The organism is Emticicia oligotrophica DSM 17448 (assembly GCF_000263195.1).
Classification (GTDB): Bacteria; Bacteroidota; Bacteroidia; order Cytophagales; family Spirosomataceae; genus Emticicia; species Emticicia oligotrophica.
On the sequence record NC_018748.1, the window covers coordinates 423,794 to 444,452 of the forward strand.

Annotated in this window: 11 protein-coding genes; 7 read left to right on the top strand and 4 right to left on the bottom strand. The window is 35.4% G+C overall.

Features of this window, described 5'->3' with window-relative positions; translation table 11 throughout:
- Positions 1–175 precede the first annotated feature (175 nt).
- Positions 176–2,035 (top strand): membrane protein insertase YidC, encoded by a 1,860-nt coding sequence (yidC, locus tag EMTOL_RS01905; RefSeq protein WP_015027572.1) that lies wholly within the window; start codon positions 176–178, stop codon positions 2,033–2,035.
- A gap of 70 nt (positions 2,036–2,105) precedes the next feature.
- Positions 2,106–3,779, top strand: coding sequence for an ABC transporter substrate-binding protein (locus EMTOL_RS01910; protein ID WP_015027573.1), 1,674 nt, complete (start codon positions 2,106–2,108; stop codon positions 3,777–3,779).
- 37 nt (positions 3,780–3,816) lie between these two features.
- Here the strand turns inward: EMTOL_RS01910 and EMTOL_RS01915 are convergent, their stop codons facing one another.
- Together EMTOL_RS01915 and EMTOL_RS01920 are read right to left on the bottom strand one after the other, a co-directional pair.
- Entirely contained in the window at positions 3,817–4,800 is a 984-nt protein-coding gene (locus EMTOL_RS01915) for a hypothetical protein (RefSeq protein WP_015027574.1), read from the bottom strand.
- Positions 4,801–4,903: 103 nt separating this feature from the next.
- On the bottom strand, positions 4,904–5,572 hold the full coding sequence (locus EMTOL_RS01920) for a coiled-coil domain-containing protein (protein ID WP_015027575.1): 669 nt from the start codon (positions 5,570–5,572) through the stop codon (positions 4,904–4,906).
- A 242-nt stretch (positions 5,573–5,814) separates the two neighbouring features.
- Between EMTOL_RS01920 and EMTOL_RS01925 the strand changes: the two genes are divergently transcribed.
- From EMTOL_RS01925 to EMTOL_RS01935, 3 genes are all read left to right on the top strand, one after another.
- Positions 5,815–8,562 (top strand): DUF1553 domain-containing protein, encoded by a 2,748-nt coding sequence (locus tag EMTOL_RS01925; RefSeq protein ID WP_015027576.1) that lies wholly within the window; start codon positions 5,815–5,817, stop codon positions 8,560–8,562.
- A 409-nt stretch (positions 8,563–8,971) separates the two neighbouring features.
- On the top strand, positions 8,972–9,874 hold the full coding sequence (locus EMTOL_RS01930) for a sugar phosphate isomerase/epimerase family protein (protein WP_015027577.1): 903 nt from the start codon (positions 8,972–8,974) through the stop codon (positions 9,872–9,874).
- Between the two features lie 107 nt (positions 9,875–9,981).
- Entirely contained in the window at positions 9,982–10,935 is a 954-nt protein-coding gene (locus EMTOL_RS01935; protein ID WP_015027578.1) for an aldo/keto reductase, read from the top strand.
- 93 nt (positions 10,936–11,028) lie between these two features.
- On the opposite strand, the gene porD is transcribed toward EMTOL_RS01935, so the two are convergent.
- Both porD and coaBC read right to left on the bottom strand, forming a co-directional pair.
- Positions 11,029–11,931 carry a type IX secretion system protein PorD gene (gene porD, locus EMTOL_RS01940; protein ID WP_041693367.1) on the bottom strand — a complete coding sequence of 301 codons (903 nt, stop codon included), beginning with the start codon at positions 11,929–11,931 and terminating at the stop codon, positions 11,029–11,031.
- A 41-nt stretch (positions 11,932–11,972) separates the two neighbouring features.
- Positions 11,973–13,169 (bottom strand): bifunctional phosphopantothenoylcysteine decarboxylase/phosphopantothenate--cysteine ligase CoaBC, encoded by a 1,197-nt coding sequence (coaBC, locus tag EMTOL_RS01945; protein ID WP_015027580.1) that lies wholly within the window; start codon positions 13,167–13,169, stop codon positions 11,973–11,975.
- Positions 13,170–13,325: 156 nt separating this feature from the next.
- Here coaBC and EMTOL_RS01950 point away from each other — a divergent pair, with 156 nt between their 5' ends.
- A complete protein-coding gene (locus EMTOL_RS01950; RefSeq protein WP_015027581.1) occupies positions 13,326–18,245 on the top strand; it encodes a translocation/assembly module TamB domain-containing protein in 4,920 nt (1,639 codons plus the stop codon).
- Positions 18,242–20,653 (top strand): translocation and assembly module lipoprotein TamL, encoded by a 2,412-nt coding sequence (gene tamL, locus EMTOL_RS01955; RefSeq protein WP_015027582.1) that lies wholly within the window; start codon positions 18,242–18,244, stop codon positions 20,651–20,653. The genes EMTOL_RS01950 and tamL overlap by 4 nt, the downstream gene beginning before the upstream one ends.
- Positions 20,654–20,659: the final 6 nt, after the last annotated feature.

Genomic DNA, 20,659 nt, shown 5'->3' on the forward strand with positions numbered 1-20,659 from the left:
TACCTAATAGCCTTATGACTCAATTGTTTTTTTGATGTTATAAGGCTATTTTATGATTAACGGTCTAAGTGTCAGATACTTGATTAGGATTTATAACTAAACTTTGCGAATTTTGTGAAACAAAACGGCAATCTAATTATTGCCATCATATTTTTTTACGCATTTATAAACTTTAATGGAAAAATTAGTAGATAAAAACCAGCTGATTGGTATCGTGTTGTTGATGTGTATGTGGGCAGGCTACATGTATTTTATGCCACAAACCCCACCTGAACAGCCTGCGAAGGTCGCTCAAAAAACAGAGGCTAAAACAATTGCTACCCCAAATGTATCGAATGATACCACTGCACTCAAAGCCGCTTTCGGCGATTTTGCCAGTGCGGCAGTAGGCACAGCTCAAGATATTGTTATCGAAAACCAAGATGCAAAATTTACATTTAACACGCTTGGTGGCTCAATTAAAGAAGCAGTATTGAAGAATTATTCAACGTATGCTGATTTTCAGAAAGGAACTAAAAATCCTTTAGTATTATTTGATAGCAAAAGCTCAAATATGAGTTTGGAAGTACAAACCAATAAAGGGAAAGTAGATTTAAAGAAATTATACTTTACTTCAGACTCAAAGCCAACAATTGTAAAAGAGGGCGACTCAACAAAAGTTTCTTTCCGTTTAAATTTAGGCCAAAATCAATACATTGAGCAAGTTTACACCATCAAAGGCCAAGGCTATACAATAGATTATGACCTCAATTTTGTAGGCGTTGATGCTTTAGTACAAAATCAGCCAGTAAGATTCTTTTGGCAAGATAATTTAAAAGTATTAGAACATGATATTGCTGAAAACCGCAAGTCTGCTCAAATCAACTATTGGAATGCAAAAGAAGATGACTTTGATGATTTAGGTGCAAACTCGGCAGGAAATGCTGATGTGACCCTAGAAGACCCAATCAAATGGTTTTCATTCAAGCAAAAATATTTTGTTACAGGTTTTGTATCAAAAAACCAACCACTTTCAGGAGCGAAGCTTAGAGCATTAACTCCAGAAAATAGCCAAGACGTAGTAAAAACTGTTGAAATTGATGCAAATTTAGCTGTATCAGACCTAAAAACAGGTAAAGGAAATTTCCGCTTCTACTTCGGTCCTAATGATTATGATTTAGTAAAAGTTGTAGCCGATGGTTTCCATAGAAACGTTTACTTGGGTTATGATTTTGTCAAACCTATCAACCGTTTCATTTTCGTACCACTTTTTAAACTTGCTGAATCGTTTATTAGCAACTATGGTTTGTTGATTATCGTAGTAGTATTGGTTCTAAAAACAATCCTTACGCCTTTAATTTACAAATCGTATATTAGTTCCGCTAAAATGCGTATATTGGCTCCTGAGTTGGCCATTATCAAAGAAAAAGTTGGCGATGACCAAGTAAAAATGCAACAAGAGCAAATGAAGCTCTATCAGCAAGTTGGTGTGAATCCGCTTAGTGGTTGTGTACCAATGCTTTTACAAATGCCAATTTTGATGTCGGTGTTTTTCTTGTTCCCGAACATGGTTATGTTCCGTCAGAAAAATTTCTTATGGGCATCCGACCTTTCAACGTATGACTACCCAATTAGTTGGGCAACAAACTTGCCATTGATTGGTAACCACATTAGTTTATTTGTAGTATTAATGACTATTTCAAGTTTAGCATTTACGTATTACAATAATCAAATTACACCTGACCAACCAGGGCCAATTGATATGAAGAAAATGAGCTACGTATTCCCGCTTGTATTTTTCTTTGTATTAAATAGTTTTCCTGCGGCGTTAAGTTTTTATTATTTGGTTTCAAACGTAGTGACAATTGCCCAACAACAAATTGTACGTCGCTTCGTTGATGAAGATAAGATTCGTAAAATCTTAGATGAAAACCGAACTAAATTTAAGTCAAACCCACCTAAAAAGGGTAAGTTTGCTCAGTTTATGGAAAATCAGGTAAAAATGGCAGAGGAGAATCGTAAAGGACAAAACGAAGATAAGAAAAAGAAAAAGTAATAACCTCACCCCAAGCCCTCTCTAATAAAAAGAGAGGGCTTTTAAGGGCTTCTAAACAACAATTTAACCTATGAAAAGGTGCTATTGTCTTTTCATTTTTTTGCTCCTATCCAAGGCATTGTTGGCCCAACAAGCTACGCTTTCGGAGAGAGAATATGCCCTAAAATACAAGAAGGCCGTACAACTCTACGCAAGCCAACAATACATTGAGGCACAAAATGAGCTAACTCCACTCACACATCGAAAATATAACAATGCGATGGTGCCATACGCCCATTTCTACCACGCTTTATGTTCTTTCAAACAAAATAAATTCTTCGAATCTAGAGTCTATCTTCGTCAATTATTTGAACGCTATCCAGATTGGGATAAAATTGATGAAGCTTATTATCTATACGCCAATGCCTCCTTTTCTGATAATAATATAGATGAAGGTATGCAATATGTAAATCGGATAACTGCCCCAATTTTTAAGAAAGACCTAGATAATATGCTTTACTATCATTTTAGTAAAGTTTCTGATAGAACGCAACTTAAATTATTGAATCAAAAATTCCCCAACAATCCAATAATTGCTCAGCTTTTAGTTGATAATATTCAAAAAAGCAAAAACGTAAACAAAGAAGATTTAGAACTTTCTGACCGACTTACCAACCGCTTTAGTTTAGGCGAAAACGCTAATTCTGCTAAGAAAAATGCTGCCAAACGCGAAAATAAAGGAGTGGTTAATGTGGCTATTTTATTACCGTTTCGCTTAAATGATTTTGACCCCGCAAAGGCTAATCGTACTAATCAATATATCTATGATTTATATGCTGGTATGAAATTGGCAAAAAGCAAACTCGAATCAGAACAAATAAATGTAAATTTATTAACGTTTGATATTGACCGTGATGCGAACTCGATTTCATCAATAGTAGATGAAAGTCAATTCTCTCAAGTTGATTTACTTATAGGACCGCTTTATCCTGAAGCTAATAAAATTGCTAATAACTATGCAAAATCTAATGATGTAATTCAAGTTCATCCGCTTTCAAACAATCAACAGCTAATCACTAATGAGAAAAATACCTTTCTAGCGTCACCCTCTTTTGAAACACAAGCGGCCAAAGCATTAGAATATGTAAAAAATCAATCAATCGGACGTACGGTAGCTATTTATTTCGGGAATACTCGGAAGGATTCTACATTTGCATATGCCTATCGCGATAAAGCTATTAGTGCAGGAATAGAAGTGATTACAATAAAGAAATTTTTAAACGCTGAAGATATTGATACTCGTCGTAGGCCCAGTCACGTTTTCGTATCTGGGAGTGAAGAAACTTTTGGCGGGAAAATTATTAGTGCTCTTGATAAGAAGAAAATCAACTCACCAATTATTGCCACCTCATCAGCCTTTGATTTTGAAGGAGCATCGTTGAATATATTTAATCGAGACCTTTATTTGATAAAGTTAGATTATGTAAACCGTGATAAAGAAGAAGTAAAAAATTTTAGAAGCATTTACTTTAATGAACAAAATATTGCTCCTTCGTTTTATAGCTACTGGGGTTATGATATATTATTGTTTTATGGAAGAATGCTCCATACAGGTAAAAACTACTTAAGAACTCATCTTAATGCCATTGAATATACGCAAGGCTACACTTTAGATGGATTTGATTATACTAATGGTTCAAACGAAAATCAGATAGTACCTATTATCAAATACCAAGATGGAAAGTTTGTAGAGGTAATGAGATAAAAGAAGGCTGCAATTTAAATTGCAGCCTTTTTAATTATCATTCAAACAACTTATCATACTGATTACCAGATGATTTACTTGATGAACCACTTCCGCCAGAAAGTAATGCTTTTTTATCATCGCCGAGTAATAAGGATACCCCCTCATTCTCCCACTTTTCAAGCATTTTCAAACCATCTTCTTCAAATACACCATTTTGGAGGTCTATCGAATCCATGAAATTCGCTGATACTTCCATGAAACGCTGCATTTCTCCTACTTTTTGACTCACATCATCAGTTATTGATTCCATGGCCATATCAAACATTTGACGTTGGTCTTTATTACCATTCATGATATTCATCGCCGAACGCATCGCTGAATGACTCGCACGGATGGCTTTACGTTCTTGCTCTTTTACCACTACTTGGTCTTTAATATCTTCAAGCATGATTTCTGAGTTTTCATACATTTTACCCAATACTCTGTAAAGAATTTCCATTTTCTTATACAAATCATCGAGTTTCATATTCGACTCCTGCAAACGGCCTGCTTTACGTGCTTTCAGCACCATCATAGCTTGTTTATCAGTTTCTTTGGCTTTACTCGCCAAGCTTAAATCATTTTGAATTTGTTTCTTATTATTTTCAATAATTGTCTTCAAATTAATCATTTGACCTTTAAGCTTCGAAATCTGTTGATTCATTTTACCAAGATTTCCTTGCAACTCATCGATGTATGTTTTTAGAACGCCGATAGGGTCAATTTGTATAAAAAGTCCTGTAACCCAACGCATGATACTCTTATAAATATAAAAAATCAGATTACGCATTTTAGGATCAAGAATCATGTAAATCAAGGCCGCTAACACAATTAAAATACCTGCTAAATAAAGCGTATTAGAGGCCAAAGTAATTAAAAAGGGTAATGCTTGGTACAATAAATAACCACCACCCAGAGTTAGTCCAGCCGCAAATAACATTCCTGTAGTGCCCTCTGGACGATTCCAAAATGATTTTGGTTTTGTATCTTGTAATTCCATTGTTTTGTTTCCTCCTTGCCCAACAGGAGTTTTATTATTTGATGATTGATAACCATGAAAAGAATGGGCGATTCTCTTTTGGTTTAGGTATTTCTTTGATAATTTACTTTAAATATTTTTTAATTTTCTCTACATCTTCTCCAATCTGTCCTACCAAATCGCTGTAAGTTGCATGAAAATCACTTAAGGTAGTCTCTATTTTCACTACAGCATCAGAAATTTCTGCTTTCATTTTAGACATATCTTCCTGATGTGCTGCTATTTCTTGCGTAAGCTTGGCAATTTGTTCGCCTTTGGCTTTAATGGTAGCATCAAGGTCAGCAATGGCTTTTTCTTTACTTCCAATCTGTTTTTGTCGCTGTTGATTAACCGATTCTTGAAATTTTGCATCTTCCGCTTTTAGGATATTCAGATAAAACTGTGCAGAATCATTCAACTGCTGATTAGAAACTCCCATCGCTTGAGCCGCCGCATAAGCCGAGCTATAACGAGTAGCTTCATCCATTGGCATTTTAGCCAAAGTCTGTAATGACTTTTTGAACTCTAAATAATCAAATCCGGGTTGATTATTCGTTTCCATTGCACCAAAAAGAATCTCGTAAAACTTGTCAGAAACCTTCCCAGTTGCTGTAACTGGAGCAGTTGCAAGAGTGGCTGGAGCTGGCTGTGATGTATTGTTGGCGGTAGGCTTATTGTCAGTCGAATTGACTTGTTGTTCGGCTGGAGTAGTTACGATAAAAAGTCCTTTCAATTTTGATAAAAAATCGCTCATGGTTGATGTTTTTGATTGTTTAATGATTTCGAAATGTTTTTATTCATCCGAAATACGAAGCAAATTTTTGGGGTTTCCTACATTCCTACAAACCAATTCATGTCATCCAAGGAAAAGATGGTGTCGAATGGTTAAATTTAATGATGATATTTTGGAATTTAATTTTTCTAATGAAAAAAATATATGTTTTTCTTACGAAAACTGTAAATTTGTAAAGCTTCACCCGCTTATTAAATAAAACTATGAAATCCTCGACCATTATCATTGGTGGCCTTAGTATAGCTGTTATAGTTGGCACTATGGCTTTTAGCTTCAATCCGTTTAGTGATGATGTTGACTTTAATACTGAAATCAAGCCAATTCTAAATAAACATTGCGTGGCCTGCCACGGCGGAGTAAAAAAAGCTGCTAATCTAAGCTTTTTATTTCCACACGAGGCACTCAATACGAAAGGAAAATCGGGTAAAATTGCCATTATTCCGGGAGATGCTGAAAATTCAGAATTCTATAAAAGACTCATTTCCAGTGATATTGATGAGCGAATGCCCAAAAATGAAGAACCTCTCAAAACAGAAGAAATCCAATTACTCAAAAAATGGATTGATAATGGAGCTAAATGGGGTGAACATTGGGCATATCAGAAACCTGAAAAACCTGATGTACCTTCAGTTGGCGGATTTTTTGCAAGAATTGGTCTTTTCAAGGACGATGAAACAAGATTTGCCAAAAATGAAATCGACCATTTTGTTTTGGATAAACTAAAAAAAGAAGGACTAACCCATTCGTCAGAAGCAGAAAAAGGGACTTTACTCAGAAGAGTTTATTTAGATTTAACGGGCCTTCCTCCTACCGAAAAACAGCTACAAGAATTTTTGCAAGATGAGTCAGAGAATTCCTACGAAAAAGTAGTTGATAAATTATTATCTTCATCGGCTTATGGTGAAAGATGGGCAGCCATGTGGCTTGATTTAGCCCGCTATGCTGATACTAAAGGTTATGAGCGAGATGTTTACCGAAATATTTGGCGTTATAGAGATTATGTAATAAAAGCTTTCAACGAAGATAAGCCTTTCGACCAATTTACGATTGAACAACTGGCGGGCGATTTATTGCCAAATCCAACTGATAATCAATTAGTTGCCACTGGTTTCCATAGAAATACAATGACCAACGATGAAGGTGGAACAGTAGATGAAGAATTTAGGATTGCGGCTCAAATCGACCGAGTGAATACCACTTTTGACGTTTGGCAAGGAACAACAATGGCCTGTGTACAATGCCATACCCATCCTTATGACCCTTTCGTACATGAAGAATATTATAAATCAATGGCGTTCTTCAATAATACCCGTGATGAAGATGTGGTGAGCGAAACCCCGTATTTGAGATTTTATAAAAAAGAAGATTCGACCAAAATTCAAGAAATAAAAAGATGGCTTTTGAGTAAAACTTCAACACAAAAAGTCAATGAATTTGAAAAATTCGTAAAGGTTTTAGAACCTAAGTTTAACTCGCATGATATTGAGCAACTTTCACCAGTAACTTCTACCCTTCTCGATGCCAAATATTTAGGTTTACAGCATACTGGTTATGGAAGACTAAAGAACGTAACGCTTACGAACAAAAACCGAATGCTCATGACATTCAATACCGGAAATGAAAAGGGGACACTCCTCATCCGTGACAATGCCTTAAATGGTAAAGTACTGCTAACGATTCCTATTTTTAAAACACGTGATACGGTGATGATTTATAACCTACCAAAATTGGAGGGTAAACATGACTTGTATTTTGTTTTTACAAACCCTAAAACACCGAAAGAATGGTTACAAATTAAATGGGTTGCCTTCCAAGAAACATTTACAGAAACACCTGATTATCAATCATTTGAATCAAAATACAAAGAAATACTAAATGCTAAAGCAGATTACAGTCCGATTTTAATTGAAGGAAGTGGTGATTTAGCCAGAAAACAACATATTTTTGAAAGAGGCAATTGGCTTGTAAAGGGGAAAGAAGTAAAACCTGATGTACCAAAATACCTATCACCAATGCCTAAGGATTATCCTAAAAATCGTTTAGGATTTGCCAAATGGCTGGTAGATGGCCGAAACCCGCTTACCTCAAGAGTCATAGTAAACCGTTTTTGGGAACAACTTTTTGGGGCAGGAATTGTGGAAACAGTCGAAGATTTTGGAACACAAGGCTTTTCACCTACACACCCTGAACTACTCGATTATTTGGCTATAACATTTCAAGAAGATATGAAATGGAGTGTCAAGAAACTCTTAAAAATGATGGTAATGTCAGGTACATATCGACAGTCTTCGGAAGTAACACCAAATTTACTTGAAAAAGACCCAAGCAATAAGCTTTTGGCTAGAGGACCCAGAATCCGCCTAACTGCCGAACAAGTACGCGACCAAGCATTACTAGTAAGTGGCTTACTTTCTAAGAAAATGTACGGTAAAAGTGTTATGCCATACCAGCCCGATGGACTTTGGCAATCGCCTTGGAGTGGAGAATCTTGGAATACTTCCAATGGCGAAGATAAACATCGCCGAGCAATTTATACATTTTGGAAACGAACTTCTCCTTACCCTTCTATGATGTCGTTTGATGCACCAACACGCGAGTTTTGTCAATCAAGGAGATTAAGAACCAATACGCCTTTACAAGCACTTGTTACTCTCAACGACCCAGTTTATGTTGAAGCGGCTCAAGAATTGGCTAAAAGTATGATAAAGAAAGGGAAAAGTCCCGAACAACAAATTCAAGCGGGTTTTAATACCATCATGATGCGAGATATTGATGGTAAAGAATTAGAGATTTTGACTAAACTTTATCGCCAAACCGAGCAACTATATAAGAAAAATCCAATTGAAGCCTATAAATTCTTTGGACGCTCAGATACCTCCCCTTCATTAGCGGCAATGGCAGTAACCGCCAATGCTATGATGAATTTAGATGAGGTAGTAACGAAGGAGTAAGATTTCTACTAAAATTCATTGCCGTTTACTTTAGCTGACGGATAATAGTAAAATTAAAATCGTTCCAAATTTAGACCAAGACATTTGACTAAAATCTATTCATTGGTCTCATTTTCAACCGTAAGCTAAAGCAGACAGCAATCAATGATAAACTTAGTCTCATAATCAATTTCTATTATTGATAAATTAGCTTTTATATTTCAGTTTGAATTAGTGGTGAAACATAAATAGCTTATCAAACAAACATTTGCTACGATGGTCGATGAAAAAGAATAAATTGTCTTAGATATTCCTGATGAATATCAATTTATGAGCGAAGAATTAGTAGATTTAATCAAACTTTAGGTTTTGCCCTATTTATAAAATTCGTACATTTAAAATTCAATCTATATAATACCTACGACAAACTATGGAAAGAAGAGAATTTCTTCAAAAAGGTGCATTAGCATTGGCTGGCACTGCCGCTTTTTCAAGCGATTTATTTGCCAACAAAAAAGCAAAACATGTGGTGGGTGTCCAACTCTATTCAATTAGAGAGGACATGAAAAAAGACCCACTTGGTAGTTTAAAGAAATTGGCTGAAATGGGCTATACCCACGTAGAACATGCCAATTATATCGACCGTAAATTTTATGGTTATACTGCTAAAGAATTCCGTAAAATCTTAGATGACTTAGGCCTAAAAATGCCAAGTGGTCATACCGTAATGGGCAAGCAACACTGGGATGAAGGTAAAGGTGAATTTACTGACCTTTGGAAATATACAATAGAAGATGCTGCCATTTGCGGACAAAAATATGTCGTTAGTCCTTGGTTAGATGTAAGCTTACGCAAAAATTTCGATGATTTGAAACGCTTCATGGAGGTGTTTAATAAATCTGGTGAATTGTGTAAAAAATCAGGAATGAAATTTGGTTATCACAACCATGATTTTGAATTTAGCTTGAAGTTGAGTAGTGTAAAAGTGTATGACATTATGCTTCAAAATACCGACCCAAGTTTAGTGGCTCAACAATTGGATATTGGTAATATGTATGGTGGTGGTGGACGTGCCGCTGAATTATTGAAACAATATCCGGGCAGATTTGAATTGATGCACGTGAAAGACGAAATCAAGAGCGAAAAAGAACATGGCGGTTGGGAAAGTGCGATTCTCGGAACAGGCGTAATCGGTGTGAAAGAAATTATTGATATGGGTAAAAAATCGGGAGGTACAACTCAATTTATCATTGAACAAGAATCTTATCAAGGCAAAGCTCCATTAGATTGTATGAAAGAAGATTTAGCAATCATGAAAAAATGGGGATATTGATCAAGCATAAATTTAAACAAAGCCAATAAACTTTAGTTTAATGATAAAGTACACAAAGTAACCCTTTGTGTACTTTGTGTTTTTAATCGAATATTAAACCAAAATTTATGAAATATTTTAGTTTTAGTAATGGTGATAAAATGCCTGCATTAGGCTTGGGCACATGGAAATCGGCCAAACGAGAAGTTTATAAAGCGGTTCGAGAAGCCATAACGATTGGTTACAGACATTTTGACTGTGCTTTTATCTATGGCAATGAAGCAGAAATTGGTCAAGCTTTTGCCGATGCCATACAAAATGGAGAAGTTACGAGAGAAGAACTTTGGATAACTTCAAAACTTTGGAATAATAGACACAGAAAAGAAGATATTCAAGGAGCTATCGAAATTACGCTTCGTGATTTACAGTTGGATTATCTCGACCTGTATCTGATACACTGGCCAATTGTACTCAGAAATGATATTGATTATCCTCAAAACGGAGAGCACTTGGTAAGTCTCAACGAAGTTTCACTCACAGAAACTTGGATAGGAATGATTGATTTGCAAACCAAAGGCTTAACCAAGCACATTGGTGTTTCAAATTTTAGTATCAAGAAAATTAAACAAATTACCGACGATACTGGAGTTTGCCCAGAAGTTTTACAGCTTGAACTTCACCCATTTCTCCAACAAAAAGCTATTCTAAATTTTGCTAACGAAAATAATATCTTCCTTACTGGCTATTGTCCACTTGGTTCGGCAGATAGACCTGCCAGTAGGATTTCAGTGGGAGAACCAAAACTATTTGAGAATCAAACAATCATCTCTATTGCTTCCGAAATTGGTTGCTCACCGGCACAGGTAATGCTTGCATGGGCCGTTTGTAGAGGAACTTCAGTTATTCCTAAATCGGTTAATCCTCAACGTTTAGCTGAAAATTTAGCCGCTGCTGATATTGAACTCAACACTGCCCAGTTGGCAGCTATGGGCGATTTAGATAAACATTATCGCTATATCAAAGGAGATTTCTGGTGTTTGGCAGGAAGTGACTACACCGTGGCAAATCTTTGGGATGAGTAATAAAACAAGAGTCATCCGTAATTTTGAAATAAACATCACTGATTTAAGTTTTGTGCTTATAATTCTGGATGACTCCTGCTTCTATGAAGTCTCTTACTTGACCAACTTTCTGTAAAGTTCGGTCTTTGAAGGGTCAACTGCCGATAATAATTGAAATGCTTTTTGTTTTTCGTCTTTGGTTGCTTCAGAAAAGATGTTTACCATTTCTTGGTTTTTAGCGTTCAAAAAACTCGTTATTAATACCGAATTAGCCTTTAATTGTTGCATAGTTTTGATTGAAGAGAGCATATCCATCACCTGCTTCCGTCCACCAACGGGGTCGGTAGTAAAGTTATCTAAAGCCAAACGATGATAATTATACATACCATCTCTGAATGGAGCTAATTGTTGATTTTGCAAGTTTTCTACCAACCAATAACGATTACGTTGGTCACCCGATTGTTCCCAACCACTCTGCCCAGCACTCGCTGCTAAATTGGCGATGTTATAAGCACGTGTTAAATATGGATTTCCCCCTAATTTACCGAATGAATCATAATCAACTGTTAGAGCAATTAATGAATAAAATCCTAAAATTGAGGTGAGGTTATTTGTAAAATTCAACTCATTAAAATTCATTTGTCGGTCTTCTGGTGTAAACGAAACATTGAAGTTTCGGTCAACGTAACTTAAAAGGATTGTCTCATAAGTAGTATTAAACACTGGACGAATGACCTGAAATTGGGCATTACCTTGATAGACATTTTGTTGAGGCGACTTCGTAAATGTAATAATCAAATTACATTTAATTCGCTCTTCTTGGCTATAAATATCGTTTGTCCATCTTTTACCATTCATAAAATCGCTGATTGCAGTTTTCATATCTACAAAAACCTGTTTTTCAGCCGACTGTTGAGATTGCAACTGGTCAGACACAATAGTTACATTACAATTCAGTTCTTGGGCAATACTTCCCGTAAAACTTGCCATTAAGGCCCAAAATATTAGTTTTTTCATTGAATTTTTAAACAGATTATCGCTAAATTACTCGAATTTCACTATAATTTTTGTAATATGGTTGCGATAATATCTTGTGCTACTTCCTTTTTAGATTTTAGTTCAAAATCATATATATTACCTTCACGGTCAATGATTTTTATTTTGTTTGTATCATAACGAAATCCAGCTCCACTATCTTGTAAAGAATTTAAAACAACGAAATCAAAATTCTTACGTTCGAGTTTTCCTTTGGCATTTTCAAACTCATTATCTGTTTCAAGAGCAAAGCCTACAATTATCTGACCAGCTTTTTTTTGCATACCTAATGTTGCAGCTATGTCGGTAGTTTTTGTAAGTTCGATATTGAAAACATCTTCCTTTTTCTTGATTTTTTTGTCGGCTACGTGAAGCGGTGTATAATCAGCCACGGCCGCCGAAAGTATTATAATTTCACTTTCTGCAAAATATTTAGTGGTTTCTTCAAACATCTGCTGAGCCGATTGTACTTTTTCAAGTTTTACTCCTTTGGGTGCTGGAATAGCAACTGGCCCACTCACAAGGGTTACATCAGCACCTGCCATTTCAAAAGCTTCGGCAATCGCAAACCCCATTTTACCAGAAGAATGATTACTAATAAATCGAACAGGGTCAATTGGTTCTTGAGTAGGACCTGCTGTAATAAGTACTTTTTTGCCTTTCAAAATAGCAATTCCTGCAAAATAGCGACTAAGTTCATGTACAATTTGCTCTGGTTCCGCCAATCGGCCTTCTCCAACCAAACCACTTGCTAATTCTCCGAACTCTGCATTAATAATTTGATTACCATAAGATTCAAGCTTCTTTAAATTCTCGAGCGTACTTTGGTGTTTGTACATATCTAAATCCATTGCTGGAGCAAAAAACACTTTGCACTTAGCAGATAAATACGTGGCTATCAATAAATTATCAGCGATTCCGTGGGCACATTTTGCTAAAGTATTCGCCGAAGCGGGAGCAATAATCATTACATCGGCCCACAAACCTAACTCTACATGGTTATTCCATTCACCAGTATTACCTTTTGTAAAACTGGATATAACTGTTTTTTTTGAGAGTGTAGATAAAGTTAGCGGTGTGATAAAATCTTTGGCAGCTTCGGTCATGATTACTTTCACTTCTGCACCTTCTTTTACCAAAAGTCTCACCAATAAAGCAGATTTATACGCAGCGATGCTTCCCGATACTCCTAATATGACTTTTTTATTTTTTAAGCTCAATTTCTTTAAAAGTTTAATGTTTTTTTACTGGCATAGTTTTTTTGACTTTATAAAAGCTACACAAAAGTGTAATATTTTCGAAATAAAATCAAAAAGTTCATGCGAAGAGCGGTTATTCTTCGTTAAAAATACGTATTTTGAGTTAAATTTGTGTTGATGAAACGATTGCTCCACATAATAGGATGGATATTAGTTGGGATTTTTCTTCTCGTCGGTGGAATATTTTTATATTTGCAATCACCTACTGGGCAAGATTTTCTGACGAAAGAAATCGTTTCGTACTTACGAAACAAACTTCAGACAAAAGTTGAAATTGGAAAAGTTCGTTTTGATATCCCCGACTGGATTTCTCTCGAAAATGTCTATATCGAAGACCTAAGTAAAGACACATTAGTTTCAGGAAAACGGCTTTATCTTGACATCGACATGATGGCGTTGCTCAGCAATGAAGCAAATATTAATCAATTTGAACTTGAAGGCATTAGATTAAAAGTTAACCGAACGCTGCCCGATACCACTTTCAATTTTAGCTTTATATTAAAAGCCTTCGATTCTGGGAATACAGGTACTAAAGCAACTCCGTTTAATATGGGTATGCGGAAAGTCAAACTCACAAACGTACACCTTACCTACAAAGATGCAGTTATAGGCACCGATGCCGATGCTAATATTGGCAAGTTCGAAAGTAGTTTCGATAAATTTAGCCTTCTTAAATCTCAATATCATTTAGGTAATGCAATTGCAGAAAATACCTCATTCATTGTCAATCTTTACGAACCTGCTCGGAAATCGTCTCCAGCAAATACCCAAACAAAATTAGTTGCTGATACTTTAGACATTAATTTTCGAAAACTTAATTTAAAAAATATCAATTGGTTATTCTCAAGTAAAACTGATGGAATCAAGAGTGGAGGAAATATTGATTTAATAAAAGTAGAGGGTAAAAAGATATATTTATCGAGTCAGCAAATTTCATTGTCTAAAATTTCTATCAATAATGCCGTTGTTTTTGTTGAATTTGAAAAGAAAGTCCAAGTTGATAATCCAAGCAAAACTCCATCAGATTCGGCAATATCTAAACCATGGATTTTAAATCTTGGTGAATTCGCTGTAAAAAATACTAATATTCGTTACGATGATAATAATGCAGCAAGGCAAACGAAAGGCCTTGACCCCTCCCATATAAATCTTTCAGGGATAGACCTTCAACTGAACAAATTTATCTTCAGTGACCAACAAATTTCAGGTGAATTAAAAAATTCTACCTTTAAAGAACAAAGCGGTCTTTGGCTTCAAAATATCTCTTCAAATTTTAGCTATACCAACAAAGCCATAACACTAAAAAAATTACTTATAAAAACCCCTCATACGCTTCTTCAAAACGAGCTACAAATGCAATATGGCTCTATTGAAGATTTCAGTAGAAACTTGGGAAACATCGGTATCAAGCTCAATTTAAAACAAAGCCAAATTGCAATCAGTGATTTATTGACTTTAGTTCCTGATTTAGCTAATAATCAAGCTTTTAAGAAAAAAGACAACGAAATAATCAAAGCCGATGGGATAATTAGTGGTAAAGTAAATGACCTTGACATTTCAAAAATGGTGGTTGAAGGATTTGGGGAAGCTCGTTTACAGGCAAAAGGTAAAATTAAAGGTTTGCCAAATACTGATAAACTAGCCGTCGATATTGAATTAGGAGAATTAAGCCTAACAAAAAATGAGATTCTGAGTGTAGCGGGCGATAGTACGATTCCTAAAAGTATTGAACTCCCACAATTTGTGCGTTTAGAAGGAAAAATTAAAGGTGGAATACAAAACCTTCAACTCGATGCTTCATTAGATTCGGATTTAGGAGGAGGTGCATTTAAAGGCATATTGAAAAACATTACTGCCGATAAAAATCAAAGCTATGATGGTCGAATCATCCTTCAAGAGTTTGACTTTGGAAAACTTACTAAACAACCCGAAAACGTAGGTAAACTTACGCTCGATGCAACTGTTAAAGGCAATGGTTTCGACCCTAAAACAATGAATGCAATCATTGATGGTACAGCACAAAAAGCCGTTATCAAAGGTTATGAGTATAATAATTTAAGCATTAAGGGTTCGGTAAAAGATAAAATAGCCAATTTTAATGCTTCGCTCAAAGATGAAAATGCTAAAATTGTTCTAAATACACGAGTCAACTTATCAGAAGAGTACCCTGCTATTCAAGGAATTGTCAATATTGCAGAACTTGATTTAAAAAAACTCAATCTTTACACAGAACCACTACGAATCAAAGGCGATATTCAAATGAATATGTCGTCAACAAACCCAGAAAATCCTTTGGGTCAAATATCAATTCATAACGCAATCATAGAAAAAAATGGCAAGAGTATTCCTTTAGATGCTATCGACTTTGACATTCGCAATACGAATGGCCAAAGGGATATCACGCTTATATCCCCATTTTTAAATGCTCAAATTGATGGACAGTTCATTTATACGCAATTAAGTGATATTCTTTTAACAGAAGTCAATAAATACTTCACATTGCCCGATATTTCTTATAAGCCAATTACAACACCCTACAATTTCAGTATCAATGCCAAGCTTAACAATCACCCAATTATTAAGAGTTTTGTAGATGGTATAAGCCAATTAGATACTATTAGTTTTCAGGCTCAGATAAATAATTTAAAAGATACTACCCTTCAAGCCAATCTTTTTATTCCCAAAGTAGCTTACGATACTTCAAGTGTAGAAAATGCTCGATTTAAGATTATTGGAGCCAATAATAAAGGTGAATACGAAGGAAATGTCGCTCAATTAATTTATGGTGATTATCGTTTTCGAAGAATTTTTATTGGAGGAAAAGTAGCAGATAATATACTGGGAATCAATCTCCTGACGAAAGATTCGCTCAACAATAATCGTTATGGTTTGGGAGCAAATCTTCGTTCTATTGATAAAAAGCTAAGATTATATTTAGCCGAAAAAGGCACATTGATCGACTATAAACCATGGGAAACAGATTCAAGTGGGTATTTGGAATATAGCTCCAAAGGTATTTACACGAATAACCTAAGGCTTATGCAAGGCAAGCAAAGCATTGCAATTAACAGCCAAAGTATAGAACCAAATTCTCCATTGAATATAAAAATTGATAGCCTTGAAATTAAGCCATTTGTAACCATTGCCACCCAAGATTCAAGCCTAGCAGGCGGAAAACTCAACGGAATTTTTATATTAACAGACTATACGAATTCGCCAGAATTTACGGGTGATTTAGGAATTAAGAACTTTGTCTTTACTCAAATCCCGATTGGTGACTTAAAGGTAAATGCCGCCAACGAAACTTCTGAAAAAATCAATGTTTTAGCTTCTATTTTAAATAATAATAATGATATAAAAGTCAATGGAAGCTATTTCTTAAAGCAAAAGAAACCGCTTGATTTTAAAATAAATATTCAAAGAATCGGGGCAAAAACCGTTGAAGCCTTTAGTTTTGGTCAACTTAAAAATGCCCGTGGAAATTTGAAAGGTTTACTTTCACTTAGGGGCGAACCAAGTAAACCTACACTCGATGGGCAAATTAAATTCGATACCGTTTCGTTTAGTCTCACTCAACTAGGGGCTATTTATCGAATCCAAAATCAGGCAATGGCTTTTAATAATTCTGTCATTAATTTCAATAAATTCATAATTGCCGATTCGCTTGGGCAAAAAATGAATGTTAATGGTACGCTTTCGCTGCAAAACATTCCAGATTTTAATTACAAACTAAATATCGACACCAAGAACTTCATGGTGTTAAATGGTAGTAGAAAAGATAATGATTTCTTTTATGGAAAAGCATTCGTAGATGCAAACCTCAACATCAAAGGTGCAGGTACAAAACCAGCAGTTGAAGGGAGCGTTAAAGTGAAGCAAGGAAGCGATATTACAGTACTTCTCCCCGACCGAGAAATAGATAAAGCCGAAACTGACGGTATTGTTGAATTTGTCAACCTCAAAAATTCAAAAGTTGAGGAAAAAGAAAAAACTGATTCAGTTGCAACAACAACTACCTACGATTTTGTAGAAGAAATTTCACTCAATGTTGAAGTAGATGACAAGTCTCAATTAACAATAATCGTTGACGAACTCAATGGCGATAATATTAAAGTTAAAGGGAATGCACAGCTCAACACGGGTATTACACCTAATGGACAACCTTATGTACTTGGCCTTTATGAACTAAATTCTGGAAGCTACGACTTATCGTTTCAGTTTTTGAAAAAAGAATTTAACATCAAAAAAGGTAGCACACTCCTATGGACAGGCGACCCAATGCAGGCCCAAGTTGATATTACAGCAGTATATAAAATTGAAGCGGAGGTTCCTCGAACTCCAACCAGTACCAAAGTGGTTGGCAAAATACCTTTAGAGGTACAATTATCAATGAGTGGAAATTTATCAAATCCTACGATTGATTTCAAAATTGTAGTAGCAGAAAATGCCCCTTCAGAAGCTATCACTGAAATTGAAAAAGATGGTTATCTCAAAAACCTCTCTCAAAATCCAGTTGATATGAACAAGCAAGTATTTGCTTTGCTTGTTTTAAATAAGTTTTTGGGTGAACAATCAAGCGATTTTTTCTCAGGCATTAATCCAGAAGCCATAGCCCGACAAAGTGTTAGCAAATTATTAACCGACCAACTTAATCTTTTAGCTGGTGATTTAATTAAGGGCATTAAACTTGATTTTAACCTCAACTCAACTTCATTCAACACAGATGCGGGTAATAAGGCTCGTACAGATTTGAATGTGGGTTTAAGCAAGGCATTCTTAAACGACCGCCTAAAAATTGCTATCGGTAGAAATTTCCAGCTTGAAAATACAACTGGTTCAACGGCCGCTTCAACTGAAATTGTCGATAATATCGCCCTAAATTATAGTTTAAGTAAAGATGGCCGCTATCTATTTAGTGCTTATCGTAAAAACCAATATCAAGCGATTCTTGATGGCTTTGTAGTAGAAACGGGCGTAGCATTCACACTAACGCTCGACTATGAGTATTTTAAAGAACTATTTGAAAAGAAGAAATGAGAACAAAGCAGATAGAAAATAACTTTGTAAAAAAGCCCAAAAACATATTCTTTTATACTAAAAATATATGTTTTTGGGGACTTATTTTCTTGCTTTCTTCTTGTTCGGTGAATAAATATATTCCCGAAGGCGAAAGTCTTTATACAGGTGCTAAAGTAAAAACGATTGCCGATTCGAGCCTCAATAGCAAACAAGTTAAATTTCTGAATGAGCAATTAATAACCATCATTCGGCCAGTGCCGAATAGCACCATCATGGGTTTTCCTTACAAATTATGGCTTTATTCAGTTATTGGAAAACCCAAATCAGAGAAAGGTTTTCGTCAGTGGTTTAGAAAACGTTTTGGTGAAGCCCCTGTATTGGCCAGTAAAAGAGCCGTGACAATTAACACCGATATTATTAGTAATTATCTCAACAATGAAGGTTATTTTCGTTCAACGGCTACTGGAGAGTTAGTAATCAAAGGAAAGAAATCTGAAGCTGTCTATATAGCCCATGTAAAACCACGCTACACCATTGATAAAGTTGAATTTGTAAAGAAAGATAGTTCCATCTTTTCTCTAAATCTGCTAAAAACTAAGGAAAATAGTCTATTAAAAGTTGGTGAGCCTTATCGCTTTGAGCTAGTTAAGTTGGAAAGAGATCGCATTGATAAAGTGCTAAAGACCAATGGCTATTACTATTTTCGTCCAGACTTCTTAATTGTAAAAGCAGATACCAATCAAAACAAGTGTAAAGTTGATTTATACGTCGAACTAAAGCCTAATATTCTTCAAACTTCGCTCAAACAATATTCGATTAAAGATATACAAGTGTACATTGATACGCCCGATAGTTCTGGGAAATTGATACAAATTCGTAAAGGATTAAAAGTTTTCCAACCAAAATATTCTTATAATCCAAAAGTATTTAACGATGCCATTGGCTTCAGAAGTGGCCGATTATATAGTAGTCAAACACACGATGCTTCTCTTTCGAGATTGATAAATTTGCGAAATTTCAAATTCGTAAAAAATCGCTTTGAAATGGTCAATCGTTCAGATTCAGCACAAATAAATGTAATCTATGACCTAACCTCGCTTAAAAAGAAATCTTTGCAGGCGGAAACAAACTTCCTAACTCGCTCAAATAATTTGGCGGGTACGCAGTTAGGTATCAACTGGCTAAATAGAAACCTTTTTAAAAGAGCCGAAATTCTTAAATTAGGTATCAATACTGGTTATGACTTTCAGTTGGCTAGTAAACAGCTAAATACTCAACTAAACAATTACTTCAGAATTGCTGGTGATGCTGACCTGACATTTCCGAGATTTCTTTTACCGTTCTATCAAGTTCGTGCTGGAAGGAATCAAGCTTTGCCTAAAACCAATATCAATATCGGATACGAAAGATTAGTACAAAAAGGGGTAGGTATCAATATTGACAGCTCGAAATATAGATATAATCAATATACCATCACTTCCCTCCGAGGTTCAATAAGTTATAGCCTTCGCAAGAGTGCTGCCATTGAACATAATTTTTCACCTTTATCTATAAATCTTATCAGACCCAAAAATATCAGTGAAGAATTTGTCAATAAAATTTTTAATAGTACAAATATTCAAGATTTACTTCGTTATGACCAAATCTTAAATACTCGGTTAATTTTAGGTGGGCAATATAACATTGTTTATACACCCGTACAACCCATTGGAAGCAGGCATTATTTTTATCTGAATGCTGGGGTAGATATGGCGGGAAATATGTCGGGCTTGGTCCGAAAAAAATTGGAAGATGGTTCTAAGCGAATACTCAATACAGTTTTTGAACAATATGTTCGTTTCGACCTTGAAACACGTTATTACCTTGACCTCTCCCATAGCATTCGTTGGGCTAATAGAGCCATTTTAGGTTATGGCTTATCTTATGGAAATTCAAAAAGTTTACCCAATCAAGTTAAGCAATATTCGATTGGCGGAAGCAATAGTATTAGAGCGTTTAGAGCTAGGTCTATTGGACCCGGAGATTTTAATATAACGGGTGATAGTACGGCCATTTTTACTAATGCCTATGGCGATGTAAAGCTTGAGTTAAATAGCGAACTTCGTATAAAATTCAGTCAAATCATCAATTTAGCCGCCTTTGTTGATGCAGGAAATATATGGATGGCCAAATATAATGAAGCCTTGGGTTATCCAACCAGTAGTACTTTTGGAAAAGATTTTTATAAACAATTAGCCGTAGGGGGAGGATTGGGACTTCGACTTGACTTTACTTATGTAAAACTCCGACTCGACCTTGCTACGCCTTTTCGTAAGCCTTGGTTAGCGGAAAAAGAACGTTGGGTCATTCAAGAAATCAAACCATTTGAAAGAGCTTGGCGTAAGCAAAACTTAATTTTAAATATTGCGGTAGATTATCCGTTTTAAGAATTA

What these genes read in the sequence shown, in the direction of transcription:
- porD (WP_041693367.1), bottom strand. Translation starts at nt 11,931, where the DNA reads ATGAAAAAACTAATATTTTGGGCCTTAATGGCAAGTTTTACGGGAAGT.
- EMTOL_RS01935 (WP_015027578.1), top strand. Translation starts at nt 9,982, where the DNA reads ATGAAATATTTTAGTTTTAGTAATGGTGATAAAATGCCTGCATTAGGC.
- EMTOL_RS01930 (WP_015027577.1), top strand. Translation starts at nt 8,972, where the DNA reads ATGGAAAGAAGAGAATTTCTTCAAAAAGGTGCATTAGCATTGGCTGGC.
- EMTOL_RS01950 (WP_015027581.1), top strand. Translation starts at nt 13,326, where the DNA reads ATGAAACGATTGCTCCACATAATAGGATGGATATTAGTTGGGATTTTT.
- yidC (WP_015027572.1), top strand. Translation starts at nt 176, where the DNA reads ATGGAAAAATTAGTAGATAAAAACCAGCTGATTGGTATCGTGTTGTTG.
- EMTOL_RS01910 (WP_015027573.1), top strand. Translation starts at nt 2,106, where the DNA reads ATGAAAAGGTGCTATTGTCTTTTCATTTTTTTGCTCCTATCCAAGGCA.
- EMTOL_RS01920 (WP_015027575.1), bottom strand. Translation starts at nt 5,572, where the DNA reads ATGAGCGATTTTTTATCAAAATTGAAAGGACTTTTTATCGTAACTACT.
- EMTOL_RS01915 (WP_015027574.1), bottom strand. Translation starts at nt 4,800, where the DNA reads ATGGAATTACAAGATACAAAACCAAAATCATTTTGGAATCGTCCAGAG.
- EMTOL_RS01925 (WP_015027576.1), top strand. Translation starts at nt 5,815, where the DNA reads ATGAAATCCTCGACCATTATCATTGGTGGCCTTAGTATAGCTGTTATA.
- tamL (WP_015027582.1), top strand. Translation starts at nt 18,242, where the DNA reads ATGAGAACAAAGCAGATAGAAAATAACTTTGTAAAAAAGCCCAAAAAC.